Genomic DNA, 24,269 nt, shown 5'->3' with positions numbered 1-24,269 from the left:
GTCGCTCGGGTTGGCCGGTGGCCGGGCTCTGGGAGACTCTGTGATCGTGGACGCGCTCTCGGTACGGGGACTCAGCCGAAACTTCGGCGACCTGGTCGTGCTCGACGATGTGAGCTTCACGCTCCCGGCGGGCCGGATCGCGGTGGTGCTGGGCCCCAACGGCAGCGGCAAGACCACCCTGCTGCGCTGTGTCGTCGGTGCCGACCGACCGGACGCGGGCGAGGTGCTGGTGCAGGGCCGCCGGGCCGACGAGACCGATCCTCAGGTGCGGGCGCTGGTGGCGGCCGCCCTGGACGACATCGACTTCTTTCCCGACCTGTCCGTGGTCGAGCACCTGGAGTTGGTCGCGTACGCCCACGGGGGTGACGCCGAGCCGGTCGAGGAGGTCCTCGCCGAGCTGGGTCTGGAGCCGGCCCGCGACCAGTTGCCGGTGACGTTGTCCAGCGGACAGCGCCGCCGGTTGGCGCTGGCGTCCTGTTTCGTCCGGCCGCGTCGGGTGCTGATCCTGGACGAGCCCGAGCAGCGGCTGGACGTACGCGGGCGACAGTGGCTCGCCGACCGGCTGCTGCGGGAACGGGCGGCGGGCACGGCCGTGCTGCTGGCCTCGCACGACCCGGAGCTGATCGACGCGGTGGTCGACGAGCGCATCGAGATCGGCAAGTGACCGCCGGGCCGGCCACGGTCGCCGACACGCTGGCCGGGGTGCCCACCGCCCGCCAGGTGCGGACACATCTGCGCCGGGCCCGCAGCCGGCACCACGACCATTCCCTCGGTGACGTGCTGGGCGACGCGTACGTCATGGTCCTGTTCGTGGGCATGTACGGCTGGTTCGCGATCAGCGCCAGCCGTAACCTGCTGGACTCCCCCACGGTGGGGCGGGCCGAGCCGGGTGTGCGGTGGTGGTTGGCCGTCGCCGCGCTGCTGGCCGGCGCGGGGCTCGCCTGGCGGGGCCTGCGGGCGCTCGGCCCGCTGCTGGTCACCCCGGCCACGCAGAGCTGGGCGGTCAGCGGGCCGATCGACCGGCGGGCCTGGCTGGCGCCGCGCTTCGTCCTGCTGCTGGTGGGCGCGGCGGCCGGCACCGCGGCGCTCGCGGTGGCCGTGGCGGCGCTCGGTGGAGTCAGCGACCCGACGGCCCTGGGTTGGGCGGCGGCGGCCGGAGCGGGGTGGGGTGCGGCCGCGTTGGCGCTCAGCGTCGTCGCCCAGAGCAGCCGGTCGGGGCGACGCTGGCCGACAGTCGTCGGGGCGGTGCCGATGGCGGCGGCGGCCGTGATCACCGCAGTGGTCGTGCTCGTCGGTCGCTTCGGCGACGGGCTGCCCCGGCCGGCGACGACGCCGACCATCGCGCTGGTCGCCCTCGCCGTGCCGCTCGCCGTCCTGGGCACGATCCGCGCGGTACGCGCGCTGCCCGGCGTCGACCGGGCCACCCTGACCACCGGCGCGCAGTTCGCCAACGCCGCCGCAACGGCCACGATCCTGCTGGATCCGAGTCTGCTCGCCGGTCTGGTGGAGAGCCGCCGCTGGCGTCGGATCGGCCGGGTCCGCAGTCGCCGCTTCCGGCCCGGCCCCGGCTGGTGGGCGCTGTTGCAGGCCGACGTACGCCGGTTGCGCCGGCACCCGAGCGCCGTGCTGATCTGGGCGGCGCTGATCGGGGTGCAGTACGCTGCCGCGCTCGCCCTGCCCGGGTTGGCCGGCGCCGCGCAGGTGGTGTTCGCGTACCTCGCCGCCGACCGGCTGACCGGCGGTCTGCGGGCGGTCAGCCGCTCACCCGGTCTGCGCCGGGCGCTCGGCGGCAGCGACAACCTGCTGCGCGGGATCCACGTGGTGGTGCCGGCTGTCGGCGCGGGCCTGTGGTGGTTGCTGACCCTGCCGACCGTCGACCCGGGGCCGGCGTGGCTGGCGCCGACCCTGGCGCTCGGGGTGGTGGCCGCCGCGTTCCGGGCCGGCACCCGCCCGCCGATCGACTACGGCGGCGCGACGGTGAACACGCCGTTCGGGATGATCCCGGTCGACCTGCTGCGGCAGGGTTCACGCGGGCCGGCGCTGATCGCCGTGCTGGTCCTCGTCCAGCTGTTCCTGGGCTGACCGGTCGCCCGCCCCGGCCAGCCCGGGACACTCAGCCGTCCAGCCGCCGGACCATGTTCATGATGGTTTCGACCTGCGCGCCGCCCTTGATCGGGAAGTTGGTCGCGCCGAGGTAGCCCCACCAGTCCCAGCAGCCGTTCGGGTTGCTCAGGGAGGTGCTGGCCTGCGGATACAGGATGATCAGATTGTTGGTGTCGGCGTACTGGTTGAGGTTGGCCCGGTCGACGAACGCCGTGCCCACCGTAGCGGCGGACTGCACGCAGCCGTGCAGGGCGACCAGCAGGCGACACGACTGGCCGGCCGCGCAGGCCGACGGGACGTACGCGTAGCCGTTGGCGTCCATGCTCAACCCGTTGGCCCAGCCGTTGACCGCGAACGTGTTCTGGCTGAATCGGATGAGCGAGCCGCCAAGTGCCCCGGTGTTCGGGGCGTTGACCCCGCCGAGCAGCTTGCGCAGGAGGGCGTTCTGCGGGTCGATGCCGCAGTCGTTGAGGTACGGCGACGCAGTCGCCGCGCACCCGAGCGTGCCGTACGGGGTGACCCAGGAGTGACCGGCGGCGGAGCCGCTGTCGTACTGCACGCTGGCCCCGAAGTGCTGGTAGTACCGGACCAGGTCGTCGGTGACGGACTTCTTGACCGTGGTGTCGTTGCCGCCGTGGAACACGTACACCGGATCGCCGGACAGGTTGCCGACCGGGTCGACCCAGCCGTACGTCGCCCAGGTCCGGGTGTACGCCTGCAGGGCGCCCACGTTGGTCGGGTACCGGTTGTCGCCGCAGCCGTAGAGGGCCTGGGCGACGGTGTTCTGGGAGCAGTAGTACGGCCCGGCGGCGAAGACGGCCGCCCCTCGGATCCGCGACGAGTAGGCGACATGCAGCTGCGTGGCCATGTAGCCACCGGAGGAGACCCCGGCGACGTAGACGCCGGTGACGTTGTAGGTGCCCAGCGACCCGGAGACCGGGGGTTTGGTGGCGGGGTTGGCGGCCTGGGCGGGAGCCGCGGCGGTCAGGATCAGCAGGAGCACGGCCGCGAGGGTGGTGGCGGCTTTCAGCGGTGTGGGCATGGGCGCTCTCCTCGGCAGCGCCAACGAGGACGTCGGCGTGCGCCGAAGCTACCGTGACATAGACCACACCGGATATGACGGCAACCGCCACGTCCGCCGACGCGGGAGTGTTCCCGGCACCCATTCCCCGTGGTCAGGAACCCTGCACATGGCTGAGGGCGGCGGCGAGGGCGGCGACGCCGTCCTCGATGTCGGTGGGCGTACGGGCCGCGTAGCCGAGCACGAGGCCCGGTCGGTAGGGGCGCTGGCAGTGCCAGGACAGCGGCTGCACCTTCACCCCGCGCGCCAGCGTCGCCGCCGCCAGCTCGGTGTCGACCACGGCGTCGTCGAGCGTGATCATCAAGTGCAGACCGGCGGCGGCGCCGTGCACCGTCGCCGAGGGCACCGCACGGGCCAGCGCGGCGATCATGGCGTCGCGTCGGCGGATGTGTCGACGGCGCAGCAGCCGCAGATGCCGCTCGAAGGCGCCGGAGGTCATCAGCTCGGCCAGCACCAGTTGCGGTAGCACGGCGTTGCCGAGGTCGGCGTTGCGCTTGGCGGCCACCACCGCCTCGCGCAGCCGCGGGGGTACGAGCAGCCAGCCGACCCGCAGGGCCGGGGCGAGCAGTTTGGAGACGCTGCCGGCGTAGCAGACCTGCTCGGGCAGCAGGCCACGCAGCGCCGGCACCGGGGGACGGTCGTAGCGGTGCTCGGCGTCGTAGTCGTCCTCGATGATTAGACCGCCGGCCCGCGCCCAGGCGACGAGCTGGCGGCGGCGGTCACCGTCGAGCACCACGCCGGTCGGGAACTGGTGCGCGGGGGTGAGCATCACGGCCGGTACGCCGCCGGCGGCCAACTCGTCGACCCGCAGCCCGGCGTCGTCGACGGCGACCGGCGGGGTGCTCATCCCCCAGTTGTTCAGGTGCTGCCGCACACCGAGGGAGCCCGGGTCCTCGACCGCGATCCGGTCGAGACCGGCAGCGGTGAGGGCCTGGGCGAGCAGGCCGAGCGCCTGGGAGACACCGGCCACGATGATCACCTCGACGGGGTCGACGCTGATCCCACGGTTGCGGGCCAACCAGGCGGCCACGGCGCGGCGCAGCACGGGCGCGCCACAGGGGTCGCCGTAGCCGAGGTCGGCCGCGGCGAGGCGGCGCAGCACGGTCCGTTCGGCGCGCAGCCAGTCCGCGCGGGGAAAGGCGGTCAGGTCGGGTACGCCGGGCGTCAGGTCGATGGTCGAGTGCGCCGCGCGTACCGCGTCGAAGATGTCGGTGCCCGGTGCCGGCGGGAAGGTCGCGACCGGTGCCGGCGCGGTGGCCGGGGCGGGTGTGCGGGCGGCCGGCGCGGCGACGACCACCGTGCCGGCCCGGCCCCGGCCGGCGATGTGTCCCTCCTCGGTCAGGCGCTGGTACGCCTCGGTGACCACGCCCCGGGAGACACCGAGGTCGGCGGCGAGCACGCGGGTGGGGGGCAGTCGGTCACCGACCGGCACCCGGCCCTCGGCGATGGCCTGCCGCAGCCGGTCGGTCAACCAGTCGGCGCGCCCGCCCGGCGCGGCGTCGGTGATGGTCAGGTACAGGAAGTCGGAACCGGCCGATATGGACCTGTCAGAGGCCGCTGGTTTGGCTCTGCCCATCGGACCATTGTGGCAGCAGAGTGAGCAGGAGCCAGACCTGCCAACTCCGTCGGAGGACAACCGTGACCATCCCATTCCTGATCACCACCCTGATCGTGGTGGTCACCCCCGGCACCGGGGTGCTCTTCACCCTCTCGGCCGGCCTGTCGCGGGGTGCTCGGGCCGGCGTGCTGGCCGCGTTCGCCTGCACGCTGGGCACGTTGCCGCACCTGCTGGCCGCGATGACCGGGCTGGCCGCGCTGATGCAGACCAGCGCCGCGGCGTTCGAGATCGTCCGCTACCTCGGGGTCGGCTACCTGCTCTGGCTGGCCTGGTCCATCGCGCGGGATCGCGACGCCTTCACGGCGACGACCGAGGCCCCACAGCGCTCGGCCATCCGGGTGATCGTCTCCGGGGTGCTGGTCAACCTGCTCAACCCGAAGCCGACGATGTTCTTCGTCGCGTTCCTGCCGCAGTTCGTGGACACCACGGCACCGGGGTCGACCCGGGCGATGCTCGGCTGCGGCGCGGTGTTCATGCTGCTCACCTTCGTGGTGTTCAGCGGCTACGGCATCTTCGCGGCCCGGGTCCGCGACCGGGTGCTGACCCGACCCCGGGTCACCGACTGGCTGCGCCGATCCGCCGCCGGCACGTTCGTCGCGCTCGGCGTGACCCTCGCCCTCACCGAACGATAGGAATCACCCGTGCGGTTCGCACACTCACCACCGCCCCGTTTCCGCACCACGACGGCCGGTGACGACCGGAGTCAGGCGGTGTCGCCGGGCGCCAGGTGACGGTAGCCGGGGATCGTCTCGGTGAACCAGCCGGCGACGCTGGCCAGGCCGCGTTCGTTGAGCTGCGCGTCGTGGATCGGGTACGCCGCCGCCGCGCCCACGGCGGCGGCGAACCGGATCGCCTCGTCGAGGCGCAGCCAGGACCCATGGGCCGGGACGAGCAGGGTGCGCACCGGCTCGTCCGGCACGTGCAGGGCGTCACCCGGGTGATAGAGCTCGCCGCCGATCAGATAGCCGAGGTTCGGGCAGTCGGGCTGCCCGTCGTGGATGGCGGCGTGTCGGCCACCGTGCGCGCTGACCGTCATGCCGGCCGCGGTGAACCGCTGCCCCGCGCGGACCCGGGTCACCGGCAGCTGGGCGAGATCCGGCAGTCGGGCACCCTCCGGGGCGTACACGGGGACACCGAGACCGGCGAGCCGCAACACGTCCACGTGGTCGGTGTGCTCGTGGGTGACCAGGACGGCGTCCGCGCCGACCAGGGCATCCGGCTCGCTCCACGTCCCCGGGTCGACGACCAGCACCCCTCCCTCGTGCTCGATGCGGACACAGGCGTGCGTGAACCGGGTGATACGCATCAGGCGACGGTACGCGGTCGACGGACGCCGGCATCGGGAAGGCCTGCGCGGTGGCGCTGACCACCCCGCACCGCGACGGCCGGCCACGCGCACACACGGTGACCCCGATCGGCTTGGTCGGCTCGGCACAGGAAACAATGGTGGTCCACCCTGATGCCAGGAGGACCGTCGGCGTGTCGCACCCCACCGCACCGCCGTCCGGGGCGGCGCAGCTGCGCGCCGACTGCGGACGCTGCTTCGGGCTGTGCTGCGTGGTGCCCGCCTTCGCCGCGTCCTCGGACTTCGCCATCGACAAACCGGCCGGGTCGCCCTGCCCCAACCTGCGCCCCGACCACCGCTGCGGCATCCACACCGAGCTGCGGCAACGCGGGTTTCCCGGCTGCACGGTGTTCGACTGTTTCGGGGCCGGGCAGCAGGTCGCCCAGGTGACCTTCGGCGGGCGGGACTGGCGGGACGCGCCGGAGACGTTGCCGGCGATGGCGGAGGCGTTCGCGGTGCTGCGACCGCTGCACGAACTGCTCTGGTACCTCACCGAGGCGGTGGCGCTACGCCCACCGGCCGACCTGCGGGCCGAGTTGGAACGCGCCCGCGCCGAGACGCTGACGCTCACCGAGGGTGACCCGGCGCAGCTTCGCGCGGTGGACGTCGCCGGGCATCGGGACCGGGTCAACCCGCTGCTGTCCCGGGCCAGCGACGCGGCCCGCGCCCCCGGAGGTGTGGACCGTCGGGGCGCGCACCTGCTCGGGGTGGACCTGCGCCGCGTCGACCTGCGCCGGGCCAACCTGCGCGGCGCGCTGCTCATCGGCGCCGACCTGCGCGGAGCGGACCTCGGCCTGGCCGACGTCACCGGTGCTGACCTGCGCGGGGCCGACCTGCGGGGCGCGGACCTGCGGCGCACGCTGTTCCTGCACCAGACCCAGCTGGACGCCGCCCGGGGTGACACGCGCACCGGGCTACCGCAGACGCTCACCCGGCCGGCGCACTGGACGGCGCTGCCGCTCACCCCGGTCCCCCAACCGGCCCGGTCCGCCGCACCCGCCCGCCGGGGCCGCCGCCGCTGACCGGAAGGTTTCGGCCGGGACGACGCCGGGTAGCCAGCGCCGACGCGGACCGGCATCGACGGGGGGCACGGCGTGGGCTACCGAAATCGCCAGGGTAAGCAGCCGGGCGACCCGCAGCAGAGCGAGGACGAGGCCGGCGAGGTGCCACTGGTGCAGGTCGAGGCGGACACCGAGGTCCCCGCACCGGCGGACACCGACGCCCGGCCGGACATCGTGACCGAGCCCGACAACTCGGGCGTCGCCGGGGGTTCGTCCGGCAGCAGCGGTGGTGGTTCCACCATGCCGGGGCACCCCGACGCGACCCGCTGACCCCGCCTCAGCGGCTGGTCAGCGCGGCCCGCGCCTCGGTCATGCCCTTGTTGGCGAGCCCGTCGGCGCGCTCGTTCTCCGGGTGCCCGTTGTGCCCCTTGACCCACAGCCAGGTGACCTCGTGCCGTTCGCAGGCCGCCTCCAGCCGCTGCCACAGGTCGGCGTTCTTCACCGGCTGCTTCGCGGCGGTACGCCAGCCGTTGCGCTTCCACGACGCGAGCCAACTCGTGATGCCGTTACGCACGTACGTGCTGTCGGTGTGCAACTCCACGGTGACCGGCCGGTTCAGGCTCTCCAACGCCTGGATGGCCGCCATCAGCTCCATCCGGTTGTTGGTGGTGGGCGTGGCCTCGCCGCCGCACAGCTCCCGCTCGTGATCGCCGTAGCGCAGCAGCGCACCCCAACCACCCGGCCCGGGGTTGCCACTGCACGCCCCGTCGGTCCAGATCTGCACGCCCCTACCGGCCGCCGCGTCCACCATGCCCGGCAACCTACCGGGCGCGGACGTCGTCCTGCCCGCTCGGGGGGCCGCCGCGCCGAGCCGCGCCCCGAGCCCCGCCCACCACCGCGGGTGGGATGGCCGGCGCGGGCCGGGTCGGGCGCAGCCGGTCGCGGACCCGGTGGACGGCGTCACCGGCGGTCGCGGCGATCATCGGCAGCAGCCGGGTCGAATTCATGATCGCGACCTCCTCGGCCGGGGTGGTGCCGCCGTCGAGGAAGCGCAGCACCCGCTCGGCGGGGTTGCGGTCGAAGAGCCGGTCGAAGAACTCGGGACCGCCGACCCCGCCCCGGTCCAGCGCCCGCAGCGCCACCGCGTCCATCCAGCGGTGCCGGCGCGGGTACGCCGGCGCGGGCACCGGCGGTCGGCCGGCGGCGAGGGCGCGGGCCACCTGGTCGGCCTGGCGGTACATGGCGGAGAAGGTGAACCCGGTGGAGGGGCGGGTCGCGCCGCCTGCGGTACCGAGCCGGACCACCCGGGGGGTGGGCTGCGCCGGAAACGGCGCGTCGGTCATCGGAATCACCCCGTTCTCCACCTCACGCACCCGCAGCCCGGCCGGATCCAGCCCGAGCAGATCCCGGTAGCCGGCCAGCGCCGCGTCGTAACCGGCGTCGGTGAGCAGGTCCGGCGAGAACTCGGTGTACTCGACCAGGGCGTAACGGTCGCTGACCGGCAGCACGTACCCGAAGGAGACGCCCCGGGGCGGCTGCGGGGTACGGAAGTCCATCAGCACCGCACGGGTCGGGTCGAACACCGGCCGGTCAGCCTCCAGCCACCAGCCACGGAAGTGCTGCAACCAGGTGGTTCGCCCCGCTCGCGCCGGTGGGCGGGGGCGGGAGTCGAGCACCCAGCCGGCCCGTACGGTGCGCCCGTCACCGGTGCGCACCAGCACCCGGGAGCCGTCGTCGCGCACCGTCTGCGCGGGCGCGACGATCCGGGTGGCGTCGAGGCGACGTTCGGCCTCGGCAGCCCGGTCGTAGACCGGGCCGGAGCGGAGCATGGCGTACCGCAGCGGGGTGAGGTCCAGGACGCGGCGTCGCGCCGCCGTCGCCACCTCGACCTGCGGCCAGCTCGCGCTGAGCAGCGGGTCCAGGTCGGTGTCGGGGTGGCCCCAGAACGCCCAGGTGCGGTCCTGACCGCGTCGGCGCACCGGGTCGACGATGGCGATCCGCAACTCCCGGACGCCGTGCCGGTCCAGTGCGGCGAGCAGCAACGACGCCGCGCCACCACCACCGAGCAGCGCGAGGTCGACGTCGAGCGGCGCGGAGTCGGTCACCCGGACCACGCTGCCACACCGTCGTGCCCGCCGCGCGGTCGGCAGAGGCCGGCTGAGCCATGGCCCGCGCAGGCCCGCCCACACCGACCCGGCGGCGTATTCGCGCCGTCGCCGGCAATACCTCGCCATCGACCCAGCGGCGACAGCCCGCAGCTCTCCCCGCCTTCGGGTGGACACGTGACGGCAACGAAGGTTTCTCATTTTCACCTGATCGAGGACCCAACCCACCTAGTGTTGGGCACACCGGTGCTCGTCACGGAGTTGGCCACCCGAACGACGTCCCACGCAGTCAGCGGACGAAAAGTGAGGGAAGACGCGTATGAAGGTCTCAACAGCACTCTGCTCGGCGGCGCTCGGCGTGGGCCTCGGCACGCTCCTGCTGCCAGGCGCCGCACTGGCCGACACCACGGTGTCACCGGCCACCACCCCGGTCGGGGGGACCGTCGTTCTCACCGCGACGACCTGCAACCCGAAGTCGGGTGACGCCCTCTTCCGGGTCACCGGCCCCAACCGCGACCAGAACGTCCGATCCACCACGGCCGCCGCCGGCGGCGGGCTCAGCGCCGAACTCTTCACCGCCGGATTCACCCTGGGCACGTACACGGTGGCGGCGACCTGCGGCGACGGCAGCTCGGCCGGCACCGCCACGTTCACCGTCACCCCGATCGGCGGCGCGCCGGCCGGCTCCGGGGGCGACAGCCGCGACACCGGCGCTCTCGCCGCCGGCGGCACGCTGCTCGGCACCGCCCTCGCCGGCGCGGTGATCCTGATCCGCCGGCGTCGTCCGGTGTCCACTGTCGCCTGATCGGCGACCGTTCCATCCCTGAGACGGGTGCCCGCGCCGGTGACACCGGTGCGGGCACCCCGACAATCCCGTGCGGAGGTGCCCAGGTGTGGTGGCGGCGGACCCTACCGGCCGTGGTCGCCCTGCTCGGCGTGACCGGGCTCGGGCTGATCACCGTCGGCCTCACCGCCGACCCGGCCCGGCCACCACGACCATCGGCCGACGCCCCGACCCGCACCCACCCCGCACCGGACCTGGCCCCGCTGCCACCCGCCGCGCCGGTCCGGGTGCGGATCCCCGCGATCGACGTACGCGCCGACATCGTCCCGGTCGGCGCGGACGCCGCCGGGGTGCTGGAGGTGCCACCACTGGATCGGCCCACCCTCGCCGGTTGGTACCGGCACGGAGTCAGCCCCGGCGAGACCGGCAACGCCGTCCTGGTGGGCCACGTCGACTCACCCTCCGGCCCGGCGGTCTTCTTCGACCTCGGTCGACTCCGCGCCGGGCAGCAGGTACAGGTCACCCGCGCCGACGCGCAGGTCGCCACGTTCACCGTGGACGACGTCCGCGCGTACCCCAAGGAGCACTTCCCCACCGCGCTGGTCTACGGCCCGGCGGACGCCGCCGGGCTGCGCCTGATCACCTGCGGCGGCCGGTTCGACGCCACCACCGGCAACTACGTCGACAACGTCGTCGTCTTCGCCACCCGCACTGCCTGAAGCACAGCGCCCCGCTGTCGGGAGGCGGACCCCGCTCGTCAGAATGCGGTGGCACCATCCCCTGATCGAGATGGTGCACCGGCGACGGGGAGGCACGCGGTGAGTCAGCGACCGGTACGGGTCCGGGCCGGTCGAGGCGTACGCGCCCTGGCCCGCAGACTGCTCGGACGGGTCGATGGCGACTCCCCCAACCCCCGTCGGTCCAACCCGGACGCCGTTGTCGACTGCGCCGTCTACGTCAACGGCCGCCGGGAGCCCGGTCGACCGCACTACGCCGACGCGTACGCCAGGGCGCGGCACGGCCGCGACGCCTTCGTGTGGCTCGGACTGCATGACCCCGGCCCGGCCGTGCTCGCCGCGGTAGGGCAGACCTTCGGCCTCGACGAGCTGACCGTCGAACAGGCGCTCGCCGACGGGCACCGGCCCACCGTGCAGCGACAGGGGCCGGTCACGCTGCTGGTCCTGCGCACCGCCGGATACGTGGAGCACGATGAGCTGACCGACACCTCCGAGGTGATCGACACCGGGGACGTCATGGTGCTGCTCGGTGACCGCTTCGCCATCACGGTGCGACACGGCGCCGCCGGGGCGCTGCGCAGCGTCCGCGCCGACATCGAGCGCCGCCCCGCACTGCTGGCCGCCGGCCCGTGGGCGGTGGCGTACGCCGTCTGCGCCCGCATGGTCGACTCCTACCTGGAGGTGGCCGGACACGTGGAACGCGACCTGGAACGGGTCGAGGAGGCGGTGTTCGCCCGCGACCGCACGGCCGACATCCAGCACATCTACCAGCTCAAACGGGAGGTGGTGGAGTTCAAGCGGGCGGTCCTGCCGTTGCAGGCGCCGATGCGTACCCTGCTCGGACCCGACGGTCCGCCGCGCGCCCTGCACCGCTGGTTCGTCGACGTGGACGGCCGACTGAGCCGGGCTGTGGATCGGGTGGCCGCGTACGACGACCTGCTCACCTCGATCGTCCAGTCGCGGCTGGCGCAGCTCGCCGTCGAGCAGAACAACGACATGCGCAAGATCGCCGCCTGGGCGGCCATCGCGGCCACCCAGACCGGCATCGCCGGCATCTACGGCATGAACTTCGACCACATGCCGGAGCTGGCCTGGCGCTACGGCTACGCCGGGGCCCTCACCCTGATGGCGGCGGCGGCCCTGTTCCTGTACCGCCTGTTCCGTCGCTCCGGCTGGCTGTGAGGCCCGCCGACGGGGGTGTTCAGCGGTGCGCGGAGAGGAACGCGCGGATGCGGTCGCGGGGCTTGTCGGTCAGCTCCGGGCCATGGGTGAAGGCCGCGAGGTCGTAATCCAGCTCGCCGAGGACGTGCGCGGTCTCCTGGGTCAGCCGGAAGTCGCTGCACAGCAACTTCGGCGCCCAGCGGACGCCGAGCACGTTGAACAACGCGTCGCCGGTGATCAGCAGGCGGGTCGGCTCGTGCAGCAGCGACACGTGCCCGGGCGAGTGCCCGGGGGTGTGCACCACCCGCAGGCCACCACCGACGTCGAGCAGGTCCCCGTCAGCCAGCGGCTGCGCCACCTCGACGGCCGGGAAACGGCCACTGTTGAGCCGGGCGAACAGCCGGCCGCCGGTCACGGCCGGGTCGCTGACCGGCGCGCGGCCCGCCTGCGCGTACGGCACGTCGGCGGCGTGCGCCGCGACCGGGGCACCGGTGCGGCGGGCCAACTCCGCCGCGCCGCCAGCGTGATCGGGGTGGGCGTGGGTGAGCACGATCCGGGTCACGTCCGCCGGCAGCTTGCCGATCGCCGCCAGCCCGCGCACGATCCGGGCCGGCGCCTTGGCCAGCCCGCAGTCGACAAGCGTGACACTGCCGTCGTCGTCGACGAAGGCGTACGAGTTGACGGCCGAACGGCCCACCGTGGGGATGCGCCAGACGTTCGGGGCCAGTTGCACGGCCGGGGCTCGCGTCATGTCGGCGAGTATAGGAACGATCGTCAACTGTCGTTGTCGACCGACCGGCGACCCGCCTGACCGGCCGGTGCCGCAGGACCAGGGCGGGTGCGGCAGGATAGTGCCGTGGGTAAGGGTGCGGGGCGTCGGCGGGCGAACGCGACGACGGGACGGGTGTGCCCGTGCGGCTCCGGCCGGGCGTACGCGGAGTGCTGCGCCCCGGCGCACGCCGGCGACGCCCCGGCGACGGCCGAGGCGTTGATGCGCTCCCGGTTCAGCGCCTTCGCCCTCGGTGACACCGGTTACCTGCTGCGCAGTTGGCACTCCTCGACCCGGCCCGCCGCCCTGGAGCTCGACCCGGGGCAGCGGTGGACCCGACTGGAGATCATGCAGACCGAGCGGGGCGGCCTGCTCGACGCCGCGGGCACGGTCACGTTCCACGCCCACTACCGGGACGCGGGCCGGCCCGGCACGTTGACCGAACACAGCCGGTTCGTCCGCGAGGACGGTCGGTGGGTCTACGTTGATGGTGACCAACCCTGACGGCTGTTTGGGCGGAGAACGCCGATGACCATGACCTTCATCAACCTGCCGGTGCGCGACCTGACCACCGCCACCGAGTTCTATCGCGCGATCGGCTTCACCGGCGACCAGGCCGAGCCGGCCGGTGACACGATGGTGCTCACCGTCTCCGACACCACCCGACTGGTGCTGCACCTCCGCTCCGGCTTCGAGGCGTACACCGGGGTCGCCACGCCGGACACGGCGACCAGCCGGGAGGTGATCATCGGGCTGTCGGCGTCGAGCCGCGGCCAGGTCGACGAACTGGTCGACCAGGCCGCCGTCGCCGGTGGGGAGTCGCTCGGGCCGGGAACAGCCGACGGGCCGATGTACATGCGCGGCTTCCGGGACCTCGACGGCCACCAGTGGTCGTTCCTGCACGTGGCGGGTTGACCGCACGGCCCGGTGGCAACCGCCACCGGGCCCGGTCAGTCCCGGCCTTGGGGCGACGCCGCGGCGACGCCGCTGGGCATGGTCGTCCGGCGCCGGGTCAGCAGCACCAGCGCCACCGCGAGGTACGCCCCGGCGGTCAGCGCGAACGCCACGGCGTTGCCGGCCACCGTGGCGAGTAGGCCGTAGCCGGCGTACGTCACGATGATCAGCACGTCGGTGGCCATCCCGGCCAGCGAGGTGACGGTCGCGCGGCTGGTGCCGGTGATCCGGGCCTGGAGTCGCGCGTCGGCCAGCACGGTGGCCAGCTGCGCCGCGCCGAAGGCCACCGCGAGCAGCACGAATCCCGCCGGGTGCCGGAGCAGGGCACCTCCGGCCAGCGCGACGCCGACCAGCCCCAGCAGCGCGGCGTACCCGCGGCTGCCCAGCCGCTCCCCCGCCGGGGCGAGCAGCCCGCCGACGGTCACTCCGGCCCAGAGCAGCAGGAGCAGCAGGGGCACGGCCTGCGCTCCGACGCCGGTGTCCAGGGCGAGCAGCGGGGTGTACTCGTCCAGCGCGCCCCAGTCGGCGGCGACCACGGCCACCAGCAGCACGGCCGACCGTACCGGCGGGCGGGTGCGGACCTGCGAGACTCCGGCCCGCAGCGTGCCCCACCACCCCGGGTCACCCTCGTCGTCCGGGCCTGCGGGCGGCACCGCCGCCGGAATCCGGTGCTCCGGGAACCGGGTGGCGACGAGGGCGGCGAGCAGGCCGGCGAGCACGCTGGCCGCGCCGACCGTCGGGTACCCACCGACGGTGAGTACCGGGCCGGCGAGCACCCCGGAGACCACCACACCCAGCACCCCGGCCGTGCGCGCCCGCCCGAGCACCCGGGCGTACCGGTCGACCGCGCCGAGCCGGTCCAGTTCGGTCCAGACCAGCGCCTCCAGGGCACCGGAGACCAGTGCGCCACCGGCGCCCCAGAGCAGGAAACCGAGCGCGAACGCCGGGTACGACGGCACCAGCACCCAGAGCGCGAACCCGGCGGCGGTCACCAGCGGGGCGAGGCTGAGCAGCAGCCGGCGGGACACCACGTCGGCCCAGGCGCCGGAGGGCACCTCGAACACGATGCCGGCGGCGGACCAGACGACGAAGAGCGAGGCGATCTGCCCCACCGACAGCCCGGTGTCGGCGAAGAACACCACGTACAGCGGGTAGAGCAGGACGAGGTCACTGAGGAACGCGTACCCGTAGAGGGTCGCCGTCAGCCGACGGACCGCCGGGTCGGGCACGCGCGAAGCGATGGGGATCATGGGGCCTTCCCGTGGGAGCGGAGACGGACACCGGATGTGCGGTGACCGTGGTGGCCCACGGGATCGGCCTACGCCGCTGGATCAATGTCGCCAGGTCATGTCCGCGATGCTAGACAACCGGCGCGGCCGCGGCCAACGCATTCGGCGGCCGGAGAACGCGATGCGGGGCGGGATCAGGTCGATCCCGCCCCGCCGTAACGCCGGATGTCAGCGCCGGTCGACCGGCGGAATGACAGTGGTGGTCTCGCTGTCGTCGCTGTTGCGCTGCCCGGGCACCGCGCGGTCGGTACCGCCGGTGACCACCTGGGTCGCGTCGGGGTCGGCACCGGCGCCCACCACCTGCGTGGCGTCCGAGCTGACCGGGAAGCGCACGACCTGGGTGGCGTCGGTGTCGGCGGGCCGGGTCACCACCTGGGTGGCCTCCGGGTCGCTGGTGGGGGCCGACGCGCGGGCCAGTTCGGCCTCGGCGTCACGGCGACCGGCCCGGTACGCCTGGGCGTGCTCGGCGATCAACTGCGACTCCCGCTCGGCGCGGGTCAGCCACGACTCCCAACGGCTCTGCATCGGACGGATCAGGCCGCCGCCGACACCGACGACGAGGATGCCGCCGATCGTGGCCAGCACGGCGATCAGCACGGGGGTGGTGACCGCGGTGGCCACCCCGATCTGGTTCAGCGCGGCGATGACGCCGAGGCCGAGGATGAACACCGAGGCGATGGTGGCCAGCACCCGGCCGTACGACAGGCCGCCGAGCGCGCCGCTGATGATGTCCTTGACCGCGTTGGCGATGGCGGCTGCCACCACGACGATGACGATCGCGACGAAGGCCCGGGGCAGCCACGAGATCACCGCGCCGAGCAGGTCGGAGATCGGGTTCGGCCCCCAGATGCCGAAGGCGAGCTGGAGGGTGAACAGCAGCACCGCGTAGTAGGCGAGCTTCGCGACGATGTCGCTGGCGTCGTACCGGGAGCGGCTCAACGCGCGGCGGATGCCGCCGCGTTCGACGGCGCGGTCGAAGCCCACCCGTTCGAGGACCTTCTCCACGATCTTCAGCACGGCCTTGGCGATCAGCCATCCGGCCACCAGGATCGCCAGGAAGGCGACGGCCTTGGGCAGGAAGAGCATCACCGAGCGGAGAGCGTCGCCCACCGCGTCGCTGACGTTGTCACTCATCTGGTCATTCCTTAAGGGCAGCCGGAACGGTCAGCCCCGGACCTACCCCCGACCCGACGCGCGGAAACGCCGAGCAGGCACTGTCACCCGCGCCAGCGGGTGCTGGTGAGCGACCAGCACGCGATCGCGGATGTGGAGTGCCCCGAACCCGCCCTCGCCGTCGTGGACCTGTACGTGGTGATGTGGTGTACGTGCTGCGGTGTTACCTGTCCTCGGTGCTGGGCTGCGTCGTGCCTGGGGAGTCGAACCCCGCGCTGCCCACCGCGCGCCAAGAAGGGTGCCGGGGTTACAGCCCGGCCCTGTGTGTACACGCCCCCACGACGGCTACCTGCTCCACATCGGTGCTGGAGTTGGACGCTCCTATGACGCGTCAAGTGGCTGGGGAGGGTTTTCGAGGCGCCGGTAGAGGTCTCGGGCGACGTAGCGTTTGAGGCAGCGTTTGATCTCGCGGTCGGTTTTGCCTTCGGCGCGGCGGCGCTCGGCGTAGGCGCGGGTGTCCTCGTCGCGTTGCAAACGGGTCAGGACGATGGTGTGTAGGGCGCGGTTGAGTTGGCGGTCGCCTGAGCGGTTGAGCCGGTAACGGACGGTCTTGCCGGACGATGCGGGGATCGGCGCGGCGCCAGCGAGCATGGCGAACGCGGCGTCGTTGCGGCAGCGTCCGGGGTGCGACCAGGCGGTGAGCACGGTGGCGGCGACGATCGGTCCGACGCCGGTGAGGTCGAGCAGGTCCGGGCGCCAGGAGCGGACGATCGCTCGGATCGCTTTTTCGTGTGCGGCGGCTTCGGCTTCGAGGAAGCGGACGCGGCGGGCGAGGTCCCGCAATACGCTCAGGCAGGTGAACACGTCGACATCGGCGCTGGTGGTGGGGCGTAGTCGGGTGGCGGTGGTAAGCATGACCCGGGTGCTCTGGCCGCGGAAGCGGGCTCGCACCACCTCCGGAGCGGTGATCACCAACGCGTGCAGCTGCCGTTGGGCATCAGCGCTGGCCTCCACGGCCGCTCGGCGGGCGGTCAGCCGCACCTGCAGCGCTGCGCGTTGCGCGCCGGTCTTGGGCTGCGCCAGCCGCGTGCGGGCCAGGGCGTCACGGGCGGCGCGTTCGGCGTCGATCGGGTCGGACTTCGCCCCGGCACGACGGGCTGGGCGCTGCGGCCGGTCCAATTCGACGACCAGCTCACCACTATCGGCCAGGTGCCGGGCCAAGCCAGCGCCGTAACCGCCGGAGCCCTCGAGAGCCCAGGCCCGCAGCCCCGAATGCTGTCCGGCTAGAGCCACCAACTGTGCGTAGCCGTCCGGGTCGGTGCTGACCGTGACACGGGCCAGCACTCCGCCCGTGCGGGAGTCGAGCACGGCGGCGGTGTGGGTGTCTTTGTGGGTGTCGACACCGATGACGACCTCGACCACGTCTGCCAGCATGGACATGCGTTCTCTCCTCACCGTGGGGACGCAATGGTCCGGTCCGGTGCGGAGATGGCAGGACTGTGATGAGACACGCCAGCCGCTAACTGGCGGTCAAGCTCCTGATCAGGCCAAACGTCTCCCGCCGGGCCGGCGCCGGCAGCAGCAGACGGACAAGTCCGGTCAAGGGCACGAAGCCAGTCAGGCCAAGAGTCACGCCCACCGCTGCCAGCTATCAGCTCACCACTGCTGAACCGACCCCGCCATGCTCACAGTCAGTCCAGCAGGTCAGCCTCCCAGTTGGTGCGCTGAATCTGCACCTCGAGTTGCCGGAGCTCCCCGGCGAGTCGGTCGGCACGCTCCCGAAGCTCGGCGACCGGCAAGCCGGCGAGCATCTTCAGCTCGGAGCGGAGCTGCCGGGTCACGTGGCCGCGTCCGCTGCCGGCGGCGGCGTCGGCGGCCGCCGTGATGGCGGCGTGCCGCAGTCGCAGGATGTCCCGCCGGGCCAACGCGTCGGTGAGTGTGCCGAGGTCGTCGACCGGCACCGCGGCGTTGGTCCGGTTGATGCGCCGGATCAGTGACTCCAGGTGGTCGAGGATCTGGTCCAGTTCGGTCAGGAGCACCGCGGCGTCCTCCGGCGGCAGCTCGCCCTCCTGGTACCGGGCGCTGCCGTTGATCCGGGTCCGTAGCTGCTCGACCCGTCGTGCCGCCTCGGCGCGTTCTGCCAGCGCCTCACCAAGTTTCATCTTCCACCCCCGGGTCAGTGGCCAGGTTAGCGGAAGGTTGATCTTTTGGCCGACCGGTTTTCCGGTCGCCCGTCGGGCTCGGACGCCCTCTAGCGCGCGGGCGAGTCTTGGCAATATTCTCCGGAGTGCGTGCGGCCACTGGAGCTACTTTTCATCCCCCCGCCGTCGGCCGCAGGAGGAGATGCAATGCACGTCGACCATTCCGAAGTGGATCGCCGGACGCTGCTGCGGGCCGGTCTCGGCGCCGCCACGGTCGCCGTCGTCGGGAGCGAACTCGCGTTCCCGCGCGCGGCGCAGGCCGCCCCGGGCACCGACCTGGACTGGATCATCAGCTGTGACGAGTGGGGCGCCCGCCCACCGATGGACCCGCTGTCGGTGAGCGCCACCGCCACCAACAAGATCATCGTGCACCACATGGCGTTCCCGAACGTCACCGACTACTCCCGCGAGCAGGCCGTCAAGCTGGCCCACGACTGCCAGGACCTACACATCGACGGCAACGGTTGGTCGGACACCGGCCAGCACTTCACGGTGAGCCGCGGCGGCTACGTGCTGGAGGGTCGCCGGGGCAGCCTGGAGCGGCTGGAAGCCGGCGACCGGCAGATGATCTCGGCGCACTGTCCGGGTGAGAACGGCCGGGCCATCGGCATCGAGAACGAGGGCACCTACGTCACCGAGACGCCGCCGAAGGCGTTGACCGACTCGCTGGTCAAGCTCTGCGTCGCGATCTGCCGCCAGTACGGGTTGCACGCGCACGACATCTTCGGCCACTGGGACTTCCGCACCACCGAATGCCCGGGTGCCGCCTTCTACCGACAGTTCCCCGAACTGCGGCGACGCGTGCACGCCGCCCTCGGCACCAAGCTCGGTGACGTGCCGGCGCGCCGCTGGCCGGACCTGTGGCGTTTCGTCAACTCCCCCTCCGTGCGGGTGGTGCAGCACCTGCTCGCCTACCGGGGCTACCCGGTGACCGTCAGCGGCACCTTCGACGCCGCGACCGTCACCGCCGTGCAGGACTGGCAGGCCCGCAACGGCATCGCGGTGGACGTGGACGCCACGCTCACCACGCCGACCTGGGAGACGCTGGCACCGGAGTTGAACCAGCACGCCAGCGGAGCGCCGGTCACGGCCGTGCAGGAAATCCTCGCCACCAAGGGGTACGCGGTCACCGTCACCGGCGCGTACGACCACGCCACCCGGACGGCGGTGCAGGAGCTCCAGGCGCTGCACGGGCTGCCCCGCAACGGCAAGCTCAGCACGAGCACGTGGTGCACGATCGTCGGCGGGTCGGTCCGCGAGTCGTTCCGGCACCGCTGAGCCCGTCGTGGCGGTGCGGGGGCGCACCCGCACCGCCACCAGCCGGCGCACCGGTTTGACCGGTCGCCGGGGCGGAAAGAGTTCCGGCATGACCTGGGTCCGTCGAGCCGTACCCGCTGTCGCCGCCGCCGTCGCGGCGCTCGCCGCGCGGGACCTGATCCAGCGCGACCACGCGCTGCTGCGTAACTTCCCGGTGCTCGGCCGCGCCCGCTACCTGTTGGAGACGATCGGGCCGGAGCTTCGGCAGTACATCGTGGCCGGCAACAACGAGGAGCGGCCGTTCACCCGCGACCAACGCCGCTGGGTGTACGCGTCCGCCAAGCAGGAGAACAACTACTTCGGCTTCGGCACGGACAACGACATCGAGTACACCCCCGGGTACCCGATCATCAAGCACCGCACGTTCGGTCGTGCGGTGCCGCCGTCGTCGCCGACCGCCGGGCACGACGTACGGTTGCCCTGCGCGAAGGTCCTCGGTGCGGCGCGGGGACGGGCCCGCGCGTTCCGGCCGGAGTCGGTCGTCAACATCTCCGGGATGAGCTTCGGCTCGCTCTCCGGCAACGCCATCACGGCGCTCAACAAGGGCGCGGCCCTCGCCGGCTGCCTGCAGAACACCGGCGAGGGCGGCCTGTCGCCGTACCACCGCAACGGCGGTGAGCTGGTCTTCCAACTCGGCACCGCCTACTTCGGCTGCCGCGACGAGCACGGCCGGTTCAGCCTCGACCGGCTGAAGAGCCTGGTCGCCGGCGCACCGGTCCGGGCGTTGGAGATCAAGCTGAGTCAGGGCGCCAAGCCGAGCCTCGGTGGGCTGCTGCCCGGGGCGAAGGTGTCCGCCGAGATCGCCGCCACCCGGGGCATCCCGGCCGGTCAGGACTGTGTCAGCCCGTCGCGGCACGCCGAGTTCTCCGACTGCGACAGCCTCCTCGACTGGGTGGAGTTGCTGGCCGCCGAGACGGGCCTGCCGGTCGGCATCAAGTCGGCCGTCGGTGACCTGGGCTTCTGGCAGGAGCTGGCCACCCTGATGCGCGACACCGGCCGGGGGGTGGACTTCGTGACGATCGACGGGGGCGAGGGCGGCACCGGCGCCGCACCACTGATCTTCACCGACTCCGTGTCGCTCCCGTTCCAGCAGGGCTTCTCCCGGGTGTACAAGATCTTCGCCGAGCACGACCTGCACGAGCGGGTGGTCTTCGTCGGCGGCGGCAAACTCGGCCTTCCCGACAACGCCATCGTGGCGTTCGCGCTCGGCTGCGACCTGGTCAACGTCGGTCGGGAGGCGATGCTGTCGATCGGCTGCGTCCAGGCGCAGAAGTGCCACACCGACACCTGCCCGACCGGCGTCGCCACCCAGAACGCGTGGCTCGCCCGGGGCCTGGACCCGACGTCGAAGTCGATCCGGGCGGCAAACTACCTGCGCACGCTGCGCCGGGACCTGACCAAGGTCGCCGAGGCCTGCGGCGTCGAACACCCCGGCCTGATCGGGACCGACGCCGTGGAGATCCTCGACGGCCGCACCGGCTCCACCCCACTGCACCAGGTGTACGGCTACCGGCCCGAATGGGGGCTGCCCTCCCCCGCCGACCAGGCGGAGATCATCCAGCTGATGGTCCCGGAAGGACCCCGGGGCGGCAGCGCCCCGCCCTCCGCCACCGCCGTCGGCTGAGGCCACGGCCACCCAGCCAGCGCGGATCGCGGATCGCGGATCGCGGATCGCGGATCGCGGATCGCGGATCGCGGATCGCGGATCGCGGATCGCGGATCGCGGATCGCGGATCGCGGATCGCGGATCGCGGATCGCGGATCGCGGATCGCGGATCGCGGAGAGCTTGATGACTCGGTGGCATCTTGATGACTCACAGACATCAACCGTTTCCCCGCCATGTCCCCGAAGTGCGGCCCGCCCGCGCACCACGACCGGCACCAACCACGACCGGCAGCCACCACGACCGCCAGCCGCCACGACCGCCAGTCACGACGACCGTCGGCCACCACGACTGCCGGGCACAACCATCGCCGTTGCACCGTCGTCCGAAGGACGCGACCGTCGGCAGATCGGTGCCGGCGATAAACGCGTGGAGCCGGCGACTCACCGCGTCTATGGTGGCGCGGTGCTGATCAGACGCGAGACACCCGCCGACGTCGACGCCATCCGGGCGGTGCACTCCGCCGCCTTCGCCAAGGCCGACGGTGGTCCGGGCACACCGGTCGAGGCGACGCTTGTCGACGCGCTGCGCGCCGACGAAGGCTGGCTGCCCGCGTACTCCCTGGTGGCGACCGATTCGGACGGCCAGGTGGTGGGGCATGTGGTGGCCACCCGCAGCCTGGTGGCCGGTGCGCCGGTGGCGCTGGGCCTGGGCCCGCTCGGTGTGCTGCCCGACTGGCAACGCCGTGGGGTCGGCAGCGCGTTGATGCACGCGGTGCTCGGCGCCGCCGAGGCGCGGGACGAACCGCTGGTGGTGCTGCTCGGGCACCCCGACTACTACCCGCGCTTCGGGTTCCGGCCCGCCGTCGAGCTGGGCGTCACCCCGCCGCAGCCGTGGGGGCCGCAGTACTTCATGGCTCGGCCGCTGACCGCGTGGCGGGAGTCGATTCGCGGCGAGTTCCGCTACCCCCGTCCGTTCGACGACCTGTGATCCCACCGCGCATTCGGCGCCGCCGCGCCACCGATCTCGACGGATGCGTCGCGGCGCTCGCCGAGGTGCACCGGGTCGACCGGTACCCGCTGAACTGGCCTGCCGACCCGCACCGCTGGCTACGCGAGCCGCACCCGGCGCGGGCCTGGGTGGCTGTCGACGCCGACGCCGACGCCGGAATTGTCGGACACATCGCGGTGCATCGGATCCCCAACCAGGTGGGTGGGCCGCCCGGCCGACCGACAGCCGAGGTGGCCCGTCTCTTCGTGGCGCCGAGGGCCCGTGGGTTGGCGCTCGGCGGCGCGTTGCTGGGCCGAGCCCGGAAGTGGGCGAACGAGCGGGGGGTCGACCTGGTGTTGGAGGTGGCCGCCGGTGGTGTGGCGGCCGCCGCGCTGTACGAGCGCACCGGCTGGCGATGCATCGGCACCAGCACGGCACCGTGGGCGGCGCCCGACGGCAGCGCGGTGTCGCTGCGCCACTACACGCTGCGTCACCGCGCGCCGGGTTCCGACGGCACACCGGCCAGCACCGCGAGGCGACGGGCGAGCCGGCCCGCGGCCTCGCGCAGCTCAGGGGGCTCCAGCACCTCCACCTCGTGATCCAGGCGGGCGAGGTGCGCGGCGAGCCAGTCCAGGCTGTCGCCCCCGACGGCCAGCACCGACCAGCCGTCGCCGTCGTCCTCGACCTGCCCCACCTGCGGCGGAACCACCTCGCGCACTCGGTCGGCCGGGGCGTGCACCCGCACCCGGGCCAGGTACCGGTACGGCGCGCCGGTCACCGACCGCTGCACGAAGACGACCGGATCCGGGTGCTCGCGGACCGGGAAACGCCAGGTCGTGGCCGTCGCGGCTCGCATCCGGTCCAGCCGGAACGTACGCCAGTCGTCGCGGTCGACGTCCCAGGCCATCAGATACCAGCGGCGGCCGGTCGTGACCATCCGGATCGGCTCGACCCTGCGCTCCCGCTCCCCCGCACCCCGGTCGGGGTAGTGGAACCGGACGCGGACCCCGTCTCGACAGGCCCGGGCCAGGGTCACCAGCAGCTCCCCGTCGATCTCGGCGACCGGGCCGATGAGGGTGTCGGTGGCGCCGTGCACCGCCCGCACCTCGGCGCGAAGCCGGGACGGCATCACCTGATCGAGCTTCGCGAGAGCCCGCAGCGCCGCCTCGCCCGCCCCGGCGACCGTGCCCCCGGAGGCCAGCCGTAGCGACACCGCCGTGGCGATCGCCTCCTCGTCGTCGAGGAGCAACGGCGGCAGCCGGGTGCCCGCACCGAGTTGGTAGCCGCCGCCGACGCCCGACACCGCGTGCACGGGATAGCCGAGCGTCCGCAGACGCTGCACGTCCCGGCGCACGCAACGACCGGTGACCCCCAGCTCGGCGGCGAGCTCGGCGGCCGTCCAGGACAGCCGTCGTTGCAGCAGCGCCAGCAGGCGCAGCACCCGCTCGGTCGTCGTCTCGACGGTCACTCGTCGATCGTTGCACGGATAGCGGAACGATCCTGTCCGCTATCCGCGAGAGGCTGGGATCATGACCGACCAGAGCAGGGAAGAAGGATCCGCCGTGACCCGCGACGTCCAGATCACGTTCGACTGCGCCGACCCCGCCGGATTGGCGACGTTCTGGGCCGAGGCGCTGGGGTACCAGGTGCAGGCCCCACCCGGCGACTTCGAGTCCTGGGACCAGGCGCTGGAAGCGATGGGTGTGCCGCCGGAGAACCGCAACGACGCGTCGGCGGTCGTCGACCCCGAGGGCTCGCGACCACGGCTGTTCTTCCAGCGCGTCCCGGAGCACAAGAAGGTGAAGAACAGGGTCCACCTCGACGTACGCGCGGCCCCCGGGCTGGCGGGTGACGAGCGGATGGCGGCCCTGGAGGCGGAGGCCGAACGGCTCGTCTCGCACGGCGCCAAGCGGCTCAGTCGGCACGAGCCCACTCCCCCGTTGGGCGCCGGTCATCTCGTCATGGCCGACCCCGAGGGCAACGAGTTCTGCCTCGACTGACCGATACGCGTGCGGCGTCCACGGCCAAGCTGCGACCAGCGACACATCACAGCAGGTCGGCGGTTTAGCCGGCGGCTGACGGGTGACCCTTGGGGGG

The 24,269-nt window shown here is 72.9% G+C and carries 26 protein-coding genes; 15 read left to right on the top strand and 11 right to left on the bottom strand.

The genetic code is table 11. The annotated features are described in order from the left end of the window. Window positions 1-40 precede the first annotated feature (40 nt). Window positions 41-664, top strand: coding sequence for an ABC transporter ATP-binding protein (locus tag EV382_RS06700; RefSeq protein ID WP_130400722.1), 624 nt, complete (start codon window positions 41-43; stop codon window positions 662-664). Next, window positions 661-2,082: a DUF6297 family protein gene (locus EV382_RS06695; RefSeq protein ID WP_130400721.1), complete on the top strand. Its 1,422-nt coding sequence runs from the start codon at window positions 661-663 to the stop codon at window positions 2,080-2,082. The genes EV382_RS06700 and EV382_RS06695 overlap by 4 nt, the downstream gene beginning before the upstream one ends. 31 nt (window positions 2,083-2,113) lie before the next feature. On the opposite strand, the gene EV382_RS06690 is transcribed toward EV382_RS06695, so the two are convergent. Together EV382_RS06690 and pdxR are read right to left on the bottom strand one after the other, a co-directional pair. Next, a complete protein-coding gene (locus EV382_RS06690) occupies window positions 2,114-3,145 on the bottom strand; it encodes an extracellular catalytic domain type 2 short-chain-length polyhydroxyalkanoate depolymerase (protein WP_130400720.1) in 1,032 nt (343 codons plus the stop codon). A 133-nt stretch (window positions 3,146-3,278) separates the two neighbouring features. Next, window positions 3,279-4,760 carry a MocR-like pyridoxine biosynthesis transcription factor PdxR gene (pdxR, locus tag EV382_RS06685; RefSeq protein ID WP_130400719.1) on the bottom strand — a complete coding sequence of 494 codons (1,482 nt, stop codon included), beginning with the start codon at window positions 4,758-4,760 and terminating at the stop codon, window positions 3,279-3,281. A gap of 62 nt (window positions 4,761-4,822) precedes the next feature. Between pdxR and EV382_RS06680 the strand changes: the two genes are divergently transcribed. After that, entirely contained in the window at window positions 4,823-5,434 is a 612-nt protein-coding gene (locus tag EV382_RS06680) for a LysE family translocator (protein ID WP_130400718.1), read from the top strand. A 71-nt stretch (window positions 5,435-5,505) separates the two neighbouring features. On the opposite strand, the gene EV382_RS06675 is transcribed toward EV382_RS06680, so the two are convergent. Further along, window positions 5,506-6,108 carry an MBL fold metallo-hydrolase gene (locus tag EV382_RS06675; protein ID WP_130400717.1) on the bottom strand — a complete coding sequence of 201 codons (603 nt, stop codon included), beginning with the start codon at window positions 6,106-6,108 and terminating at the stop codon, window positions 5,506-5,508. 173 nt (window positions 6,109-6,281) lie between these two features. On the opposite strand from EV382_RS06675, the gene EV382_RS06670 reads away from it, so the two are divergent. Beyond that, window positions 6,282-7,169, top strand: coding sequence for a pentapeptide repeat-containing protein (locus EV382_RS06670; RefSeq protein WP_244236576.1), 888 nt, complete (start codon window positions 6,282-6,284; stop codon window positions 7,167-7,169). A gap of 72 nt (window positions 7,170-7,241) precedes the next feature. Next, complete coding sequence (locus tag EV382_RS06665) at window positions 7,242-7,478, top strand: preprotein translocase YidC (protein ID WP_130400716.1); 237 nt, start codon at window positions 7,242-7,244, stop codon at window positions 7,476-7,478. Window positions 7,479-7,485: 7 nt separating this feature from the next. Here EV382_RS06665 and rnhA read toward each other — a convergent pair whose 3' ends face one another. Together rnhA and EV382_RS06655 are read right to left on the bottom strand one after the other, a co-directional pair. After that, window positions 7,486-7,959 (bottom strand): ribonuclease HI, encoded by a 474-nt coding sequence (rnhA, locus tag EV382_RS06660; protein WP_030491933.1) that lies wholly within the window; start codon window positions 7,957-7,959, stop codon window positions 7,486-7,488. Window positions 7,960-7,969: 10 nt separating this feature from the next. Then, window positions 7,970-9,253 (bottom strand): lycopene cyclase family protein, encoded by a 1,284-nt coding sequence (locus EV382_RS06655; protein ID WP_208758327.1) that lies wholly within the window; start codon window positions 9,251-9,253, stop codon window positions 7,970-7,972. 319 nt (window positions 9,254-9,572) lie between these two features. Between EV382_RS06655 and EV382_RS06650 the strand changes: the two genes are divergently transcribed. The 3 genes from EV382_RS06650 to EV382_RS06640 all read left to right on the top strand — a co-directional run bounded on the left by EV382_RS06650 (window position 9,573) and on the right by EV382_RS06640 (window position 11,956). Continuing rightward, window positions 9,573-10,058 (top strand): hypothetical protein, encoded by a 486-nt coding sequence (locus EV382_RS06650; protein WP_130400714.1) that lies wholly within the window; start codon window positions 9,573-9,575, stop codon window positions 10,056-10,058. Window positions 10,059-10,144: 86 nt separating this feature from the next. Then, window positions 10,145-10,756 carry a class F sortase gene (locus tag EV382_RS06645; protein ID WP_130400713.1) on the top strand — a complete coding sequence of 204 codons (612 nt, stop codon included), beginning with the start codon at window positions 10,145-10,147 and terminating at the stop codon, window positions 10,754-10,756. Window positions 10,757-10,855: 99 nt separating this feature from the next. Continuing rightward, window positions 10,856-11,956, top strand: coding sequence for a magnesium and cobalt transport protein CorA (locus EV382_RS06640; RefSeq protein ID WP_130400712.1), 1,101 nt, complete (start codon window positions 10,856-10,858; stop codon window positions 11,954-11,956). 19 nt (window positions 11,957-11,975) lie between these two features. On the opposite strand, the gene EV382_RS06635 is transcribed toward EV382_RS06640, so the two are convergent. Beyond that, complete coding sequence (locus EV382_RS06635; protein ID WP_130400711.1) at window positions 11,976-12,686, bottom strand: MBL fold metallo-hydrolase; 711 nt, start codon at window positions 12,684-12,686, stop codon at window positions 11,976-11,978. 105 nt (window positions 12,687-12,791) lie between these two features. Between EV382_RS06635 and EV382_RS06630 the strand changes: the two genes are divergently transcribed. Beyond that, on the top strand, window positions 12,792-13,208 hold the full coding sequence (locus EV382_RS06630; protein WP_130400710.1) for a YchJ family protein: 417 nt from the start codon (window positions 12,792-12,794) through the stop codon (window positions 13,206-13,208). Window positions 13,209-13,232: 24 nt separating this feature from the next. Next, window positions 13,233-13,619 (top strand): VOC family protein, encoded by a 387-nt coding sequence (locus EV382_RS06625; protein WP_130400709.1) that lies wholly within the window; start codon window positions 13,233-13,235, stop codon window positions 13,617-13,619. A 35-nt stretch (window positions 13,620-13,654) separates the two neighbouring features. On the opposite strand, the gene EV382_RS06620 is transcribed toward EV382_RS06625, so the two are convergent. The 4 genes from EV382_RS06620 to EV382_RS06605 form a co-directional block, all read right to left on the bottom strand. Further along, the gene (locus tag EV382_RS06620; protein ID WP_130400708.1) at window positions 13,655-14,908 is read right to left on the bottom strand and encodes an MFS transporter; all 1,254 of its coding nucleotides are present in this window, start codon (window positions 14,906-14,908) and stop codon (window positions 13,655-13,657) included. Between the two features lie 207 nt (window positions 14,909-15,115). Next, window positions 15,116-16,081, bottom strand: coding sequence for a mechanosensitive ion channel family protein (locus tag EV382_RS06615; protein ID WP_130400707.1), 966 nt, complete (start codon window positions 16,079-16,081; stop codon window positions 15,116-15,118). A 360-nt stretch (window positions 16,082-16,441) separates the two neighbouring features. After that, window positions 16,442-17,500: an IS110 family RNA-guided transposase gene (locus EV382_RS06610; RefSeq protein ID WP_130400442.1), complete on the bottom strand. Its 1,059-nt coding sequence runs from the start codon at window positions 17,498-17,500 to the stop codon at window positions 16,442-16,444. A 251-nt stretch (window positions 17,501-17,751) separates the two neighbouring features. Beyond that, window positions 17,752-18,222 carry a DIP1984 family protein gene (locus tag EV382_RS06605; RefSeq protein ID WP_130400706.1) on the bottom strand — a complete coding sequence of 157 codons (471 nt, stop codon included), beginning with the start codon at window positions 18,220-18,222 and terminating at the stop codon, window positions 17,752-17,754. A gap of 186 nt (window positions 18,223-18,408) precedes the next feature. Between EV382_RS06605 and EV382_RS06600 the strand changes: the two genes are divergently transcribed. The 4 genes from EV382_RS06600 to EV382_RS06580 all read left to right on the top strand — a co-directional run bounded on the left by EV382_RS06600 (window position 18,409) and on the right by EV382_RS06580 (window position 22,771). Next, window positions 18,409-19,539: a peptidoglycan recognition protein family protein gene (locus EV382_RS06600; RefSeq protein ID WP_130400705.1), complete on the top strand. Its 1,131-nt coding sequence runs from the start codon at window positions 18,409-18,411 to the stop codon at window positions 19,537-19,539. Between the two features lie 88 nt (window positions 19,540-19,627). Then, on the top strand, window positions 19,628-21,202 hold the full coding sequence (locus EV382_RS06595; protein WP_130400704.1) for an FMN-binding glutamate synthase family protein: 1,575 nt from the start codon (window positions 19,628-19,630) through the stop codon (window positions 21,200-21,202). A 445-nt stretch (window positions 21,203-21,647) separates the two neighbouring features. Beyond that, window positions 21,648-22,172 (top strand): GNAT family N-acetyltransferase, encoded by a 525-nt coding sequence (locus EV382_RS06585; RefSeq protein ID WP_130400703.1) that lies wholly within the window; start codon window positions 21,648-21,650, stop codon window positions 22,170-22,172. Further along, a complete protein-coding gene (locus EV382_RS06580; protein ID WP_244236574.1) occupies window positions 22,169-22,771 on the top strand; it encodes a GNAT family N-acetyltransferase in 603 nt (200 codons plus the stop codon). The genes EV382_RS06585 and EV382_RS06580 overlap by 4 nt, the downstream gene beginning before the upstream one ends. Here the strand turns inward: EV382_RS06580 and EV382_RS06575 are convergent. Continuing rightward, complete coding sequence (locus tag EV382_RS06575) at window positions 22,663-23,640, bottom strand: helix-turn-helix transcriptional regulator (RefSeq protein ID WP_130400702.1); 978 nt, start codon at window positions 23,638-23,640, stop codon at window positions 22,663-22,665. The genes EV382_RS06580 and EV382_RS06575 overlap by 109 nt on opposite strands. Window positions 23,641-23,701: 61 nt before the next feature. On the opposite strand from EV382_RS06575, the gene EV382_RS06570 reads away from it, so the two are divergent. After that, entirely contained in the window at window positions 23,702-24,172 is a 471-nt protein-coding gene (locus EV382_RS06570; RefSeq protein WP_208758326.1) for a VOC family protein, read from the top strand. The last annotated feature ends 97 nt before the right edge of the window (window positions 24,173-24,269 follow it).

Source organism: Micromonospora violae (assembly GCF_004217135.1).
GTDB lineage: Bacteria > Actinomycetota > Actinomycetes > Mycobacteriales > Micromonosporaceae > Micromonospora > Micromonospora violae.
The sequence above is the reverse complement of the archived record's forward strand: the minus strand, read 5'-3'. Positions and strand labels throughout refer to the sequence as shown.

Excerpts from the sequence above, each read along its gene's own strand:
- EV382_RS06570 (WP_208758326.1), top strand. The coding sequence starts at position 23,702 with ATGACCGACCAGAGCAGGGAAGAAGGATCCGCCGTGACCCGCGACGTC.
- EV382_RS06635 (WP_130400711.1), bottom strand. The coding sequence starts at position 12,686 with ATGACGCGAGCCCCGGCCGTGCAACTGGCCCCGAACGTCTGGCGCATC.
- pdxR (WP_130400719.1), bottom strand. The coding sequence starts at position 4,760 with ATGGGCAGAGCCAAACCAGCGGCCTCTGACAGGTCCATATCGGCCGGT.
- EV382_RS06620 (WP_130400708.1), bottom strand. The coding sequence starts at position 14,908 with ATGATCCCCATCGCTTCGCGCGTGCCCGACCCGGCGGTCCGTCGGCTG.
- EV382_RS06610 (WP_130400442.1), bottom strand. The coding sequence starts at position 17,500 with ATGTCCATGCTGGCAGACGTGGTCGAGGTCGTCATCGGTGTCGACACC.
- EV382_RS06595 (WP_130400704.1), top strand. The coding sequence starts at position 19,628 with ATGACCTGGGTCCGTCGAGCCGTACCCGCTGTCGCCGCCGCCGTCGCG.
- EV382_RS06605 (WP_130400706.1), bottom strand. The coding sequence starts at position 18,222 with ATGAAACTTGGTGAGGCGCTGGCAGAACGCGCCGAGGCGGCACGACGG.
- EV382_RS06650 (WP_130400714.1), top strand. The coding sequence starts at position 9,573 with ATGAAGGTCTCAACAGCACTCTGCTCGGCGGCGCTCGGCGTGGGCCTC.
- EV382_RS06675 (WP_130400717.1), bottom strand. The coding sequence starts at position 6,108 with ATGCGTATCACCCGGTTCACGCACGCCTGTGTCCGCATCGAGCACGAG.
- EV382_RS06600 (WP_130400705.1), top strand. The coding sequence starts at position 18,409 with ATGCACGTCGACCATTCCGAAGTGGATCGCCGGACGCTGCTGCGGGCC.
- EV382_RS06625 (WP_130400709.1), top strand. The coding sequence starts at position 13,233 with ATGACCATGACCTTCATCAACCTGCCGGTGCGCGACCTGACCACCGCC.
- rnhA (WP_030491933.1), bottom strand. The coding sequence starts at position 7,959 with ATGGTGGACGCGGCGGCCGGTAGGGGCGTGCAGATCTGGACCGACGGG.
- EV382_RS06690 (WP_130400720.1), bottom strand. The coding sequence starts at position 3,145 with ATGCCCACACCGCTGAAAGCCGCCACCACCCTCGCGGCCGTGCTCCTG.
- EV382_RS06615 (WP_130400707.1), bottom strand. The coding sequence starts at position 16,081 with ATGAGTGACAACGTCAGCGACGCGGTGGGCGACGCTCTCCGCTCGGTG.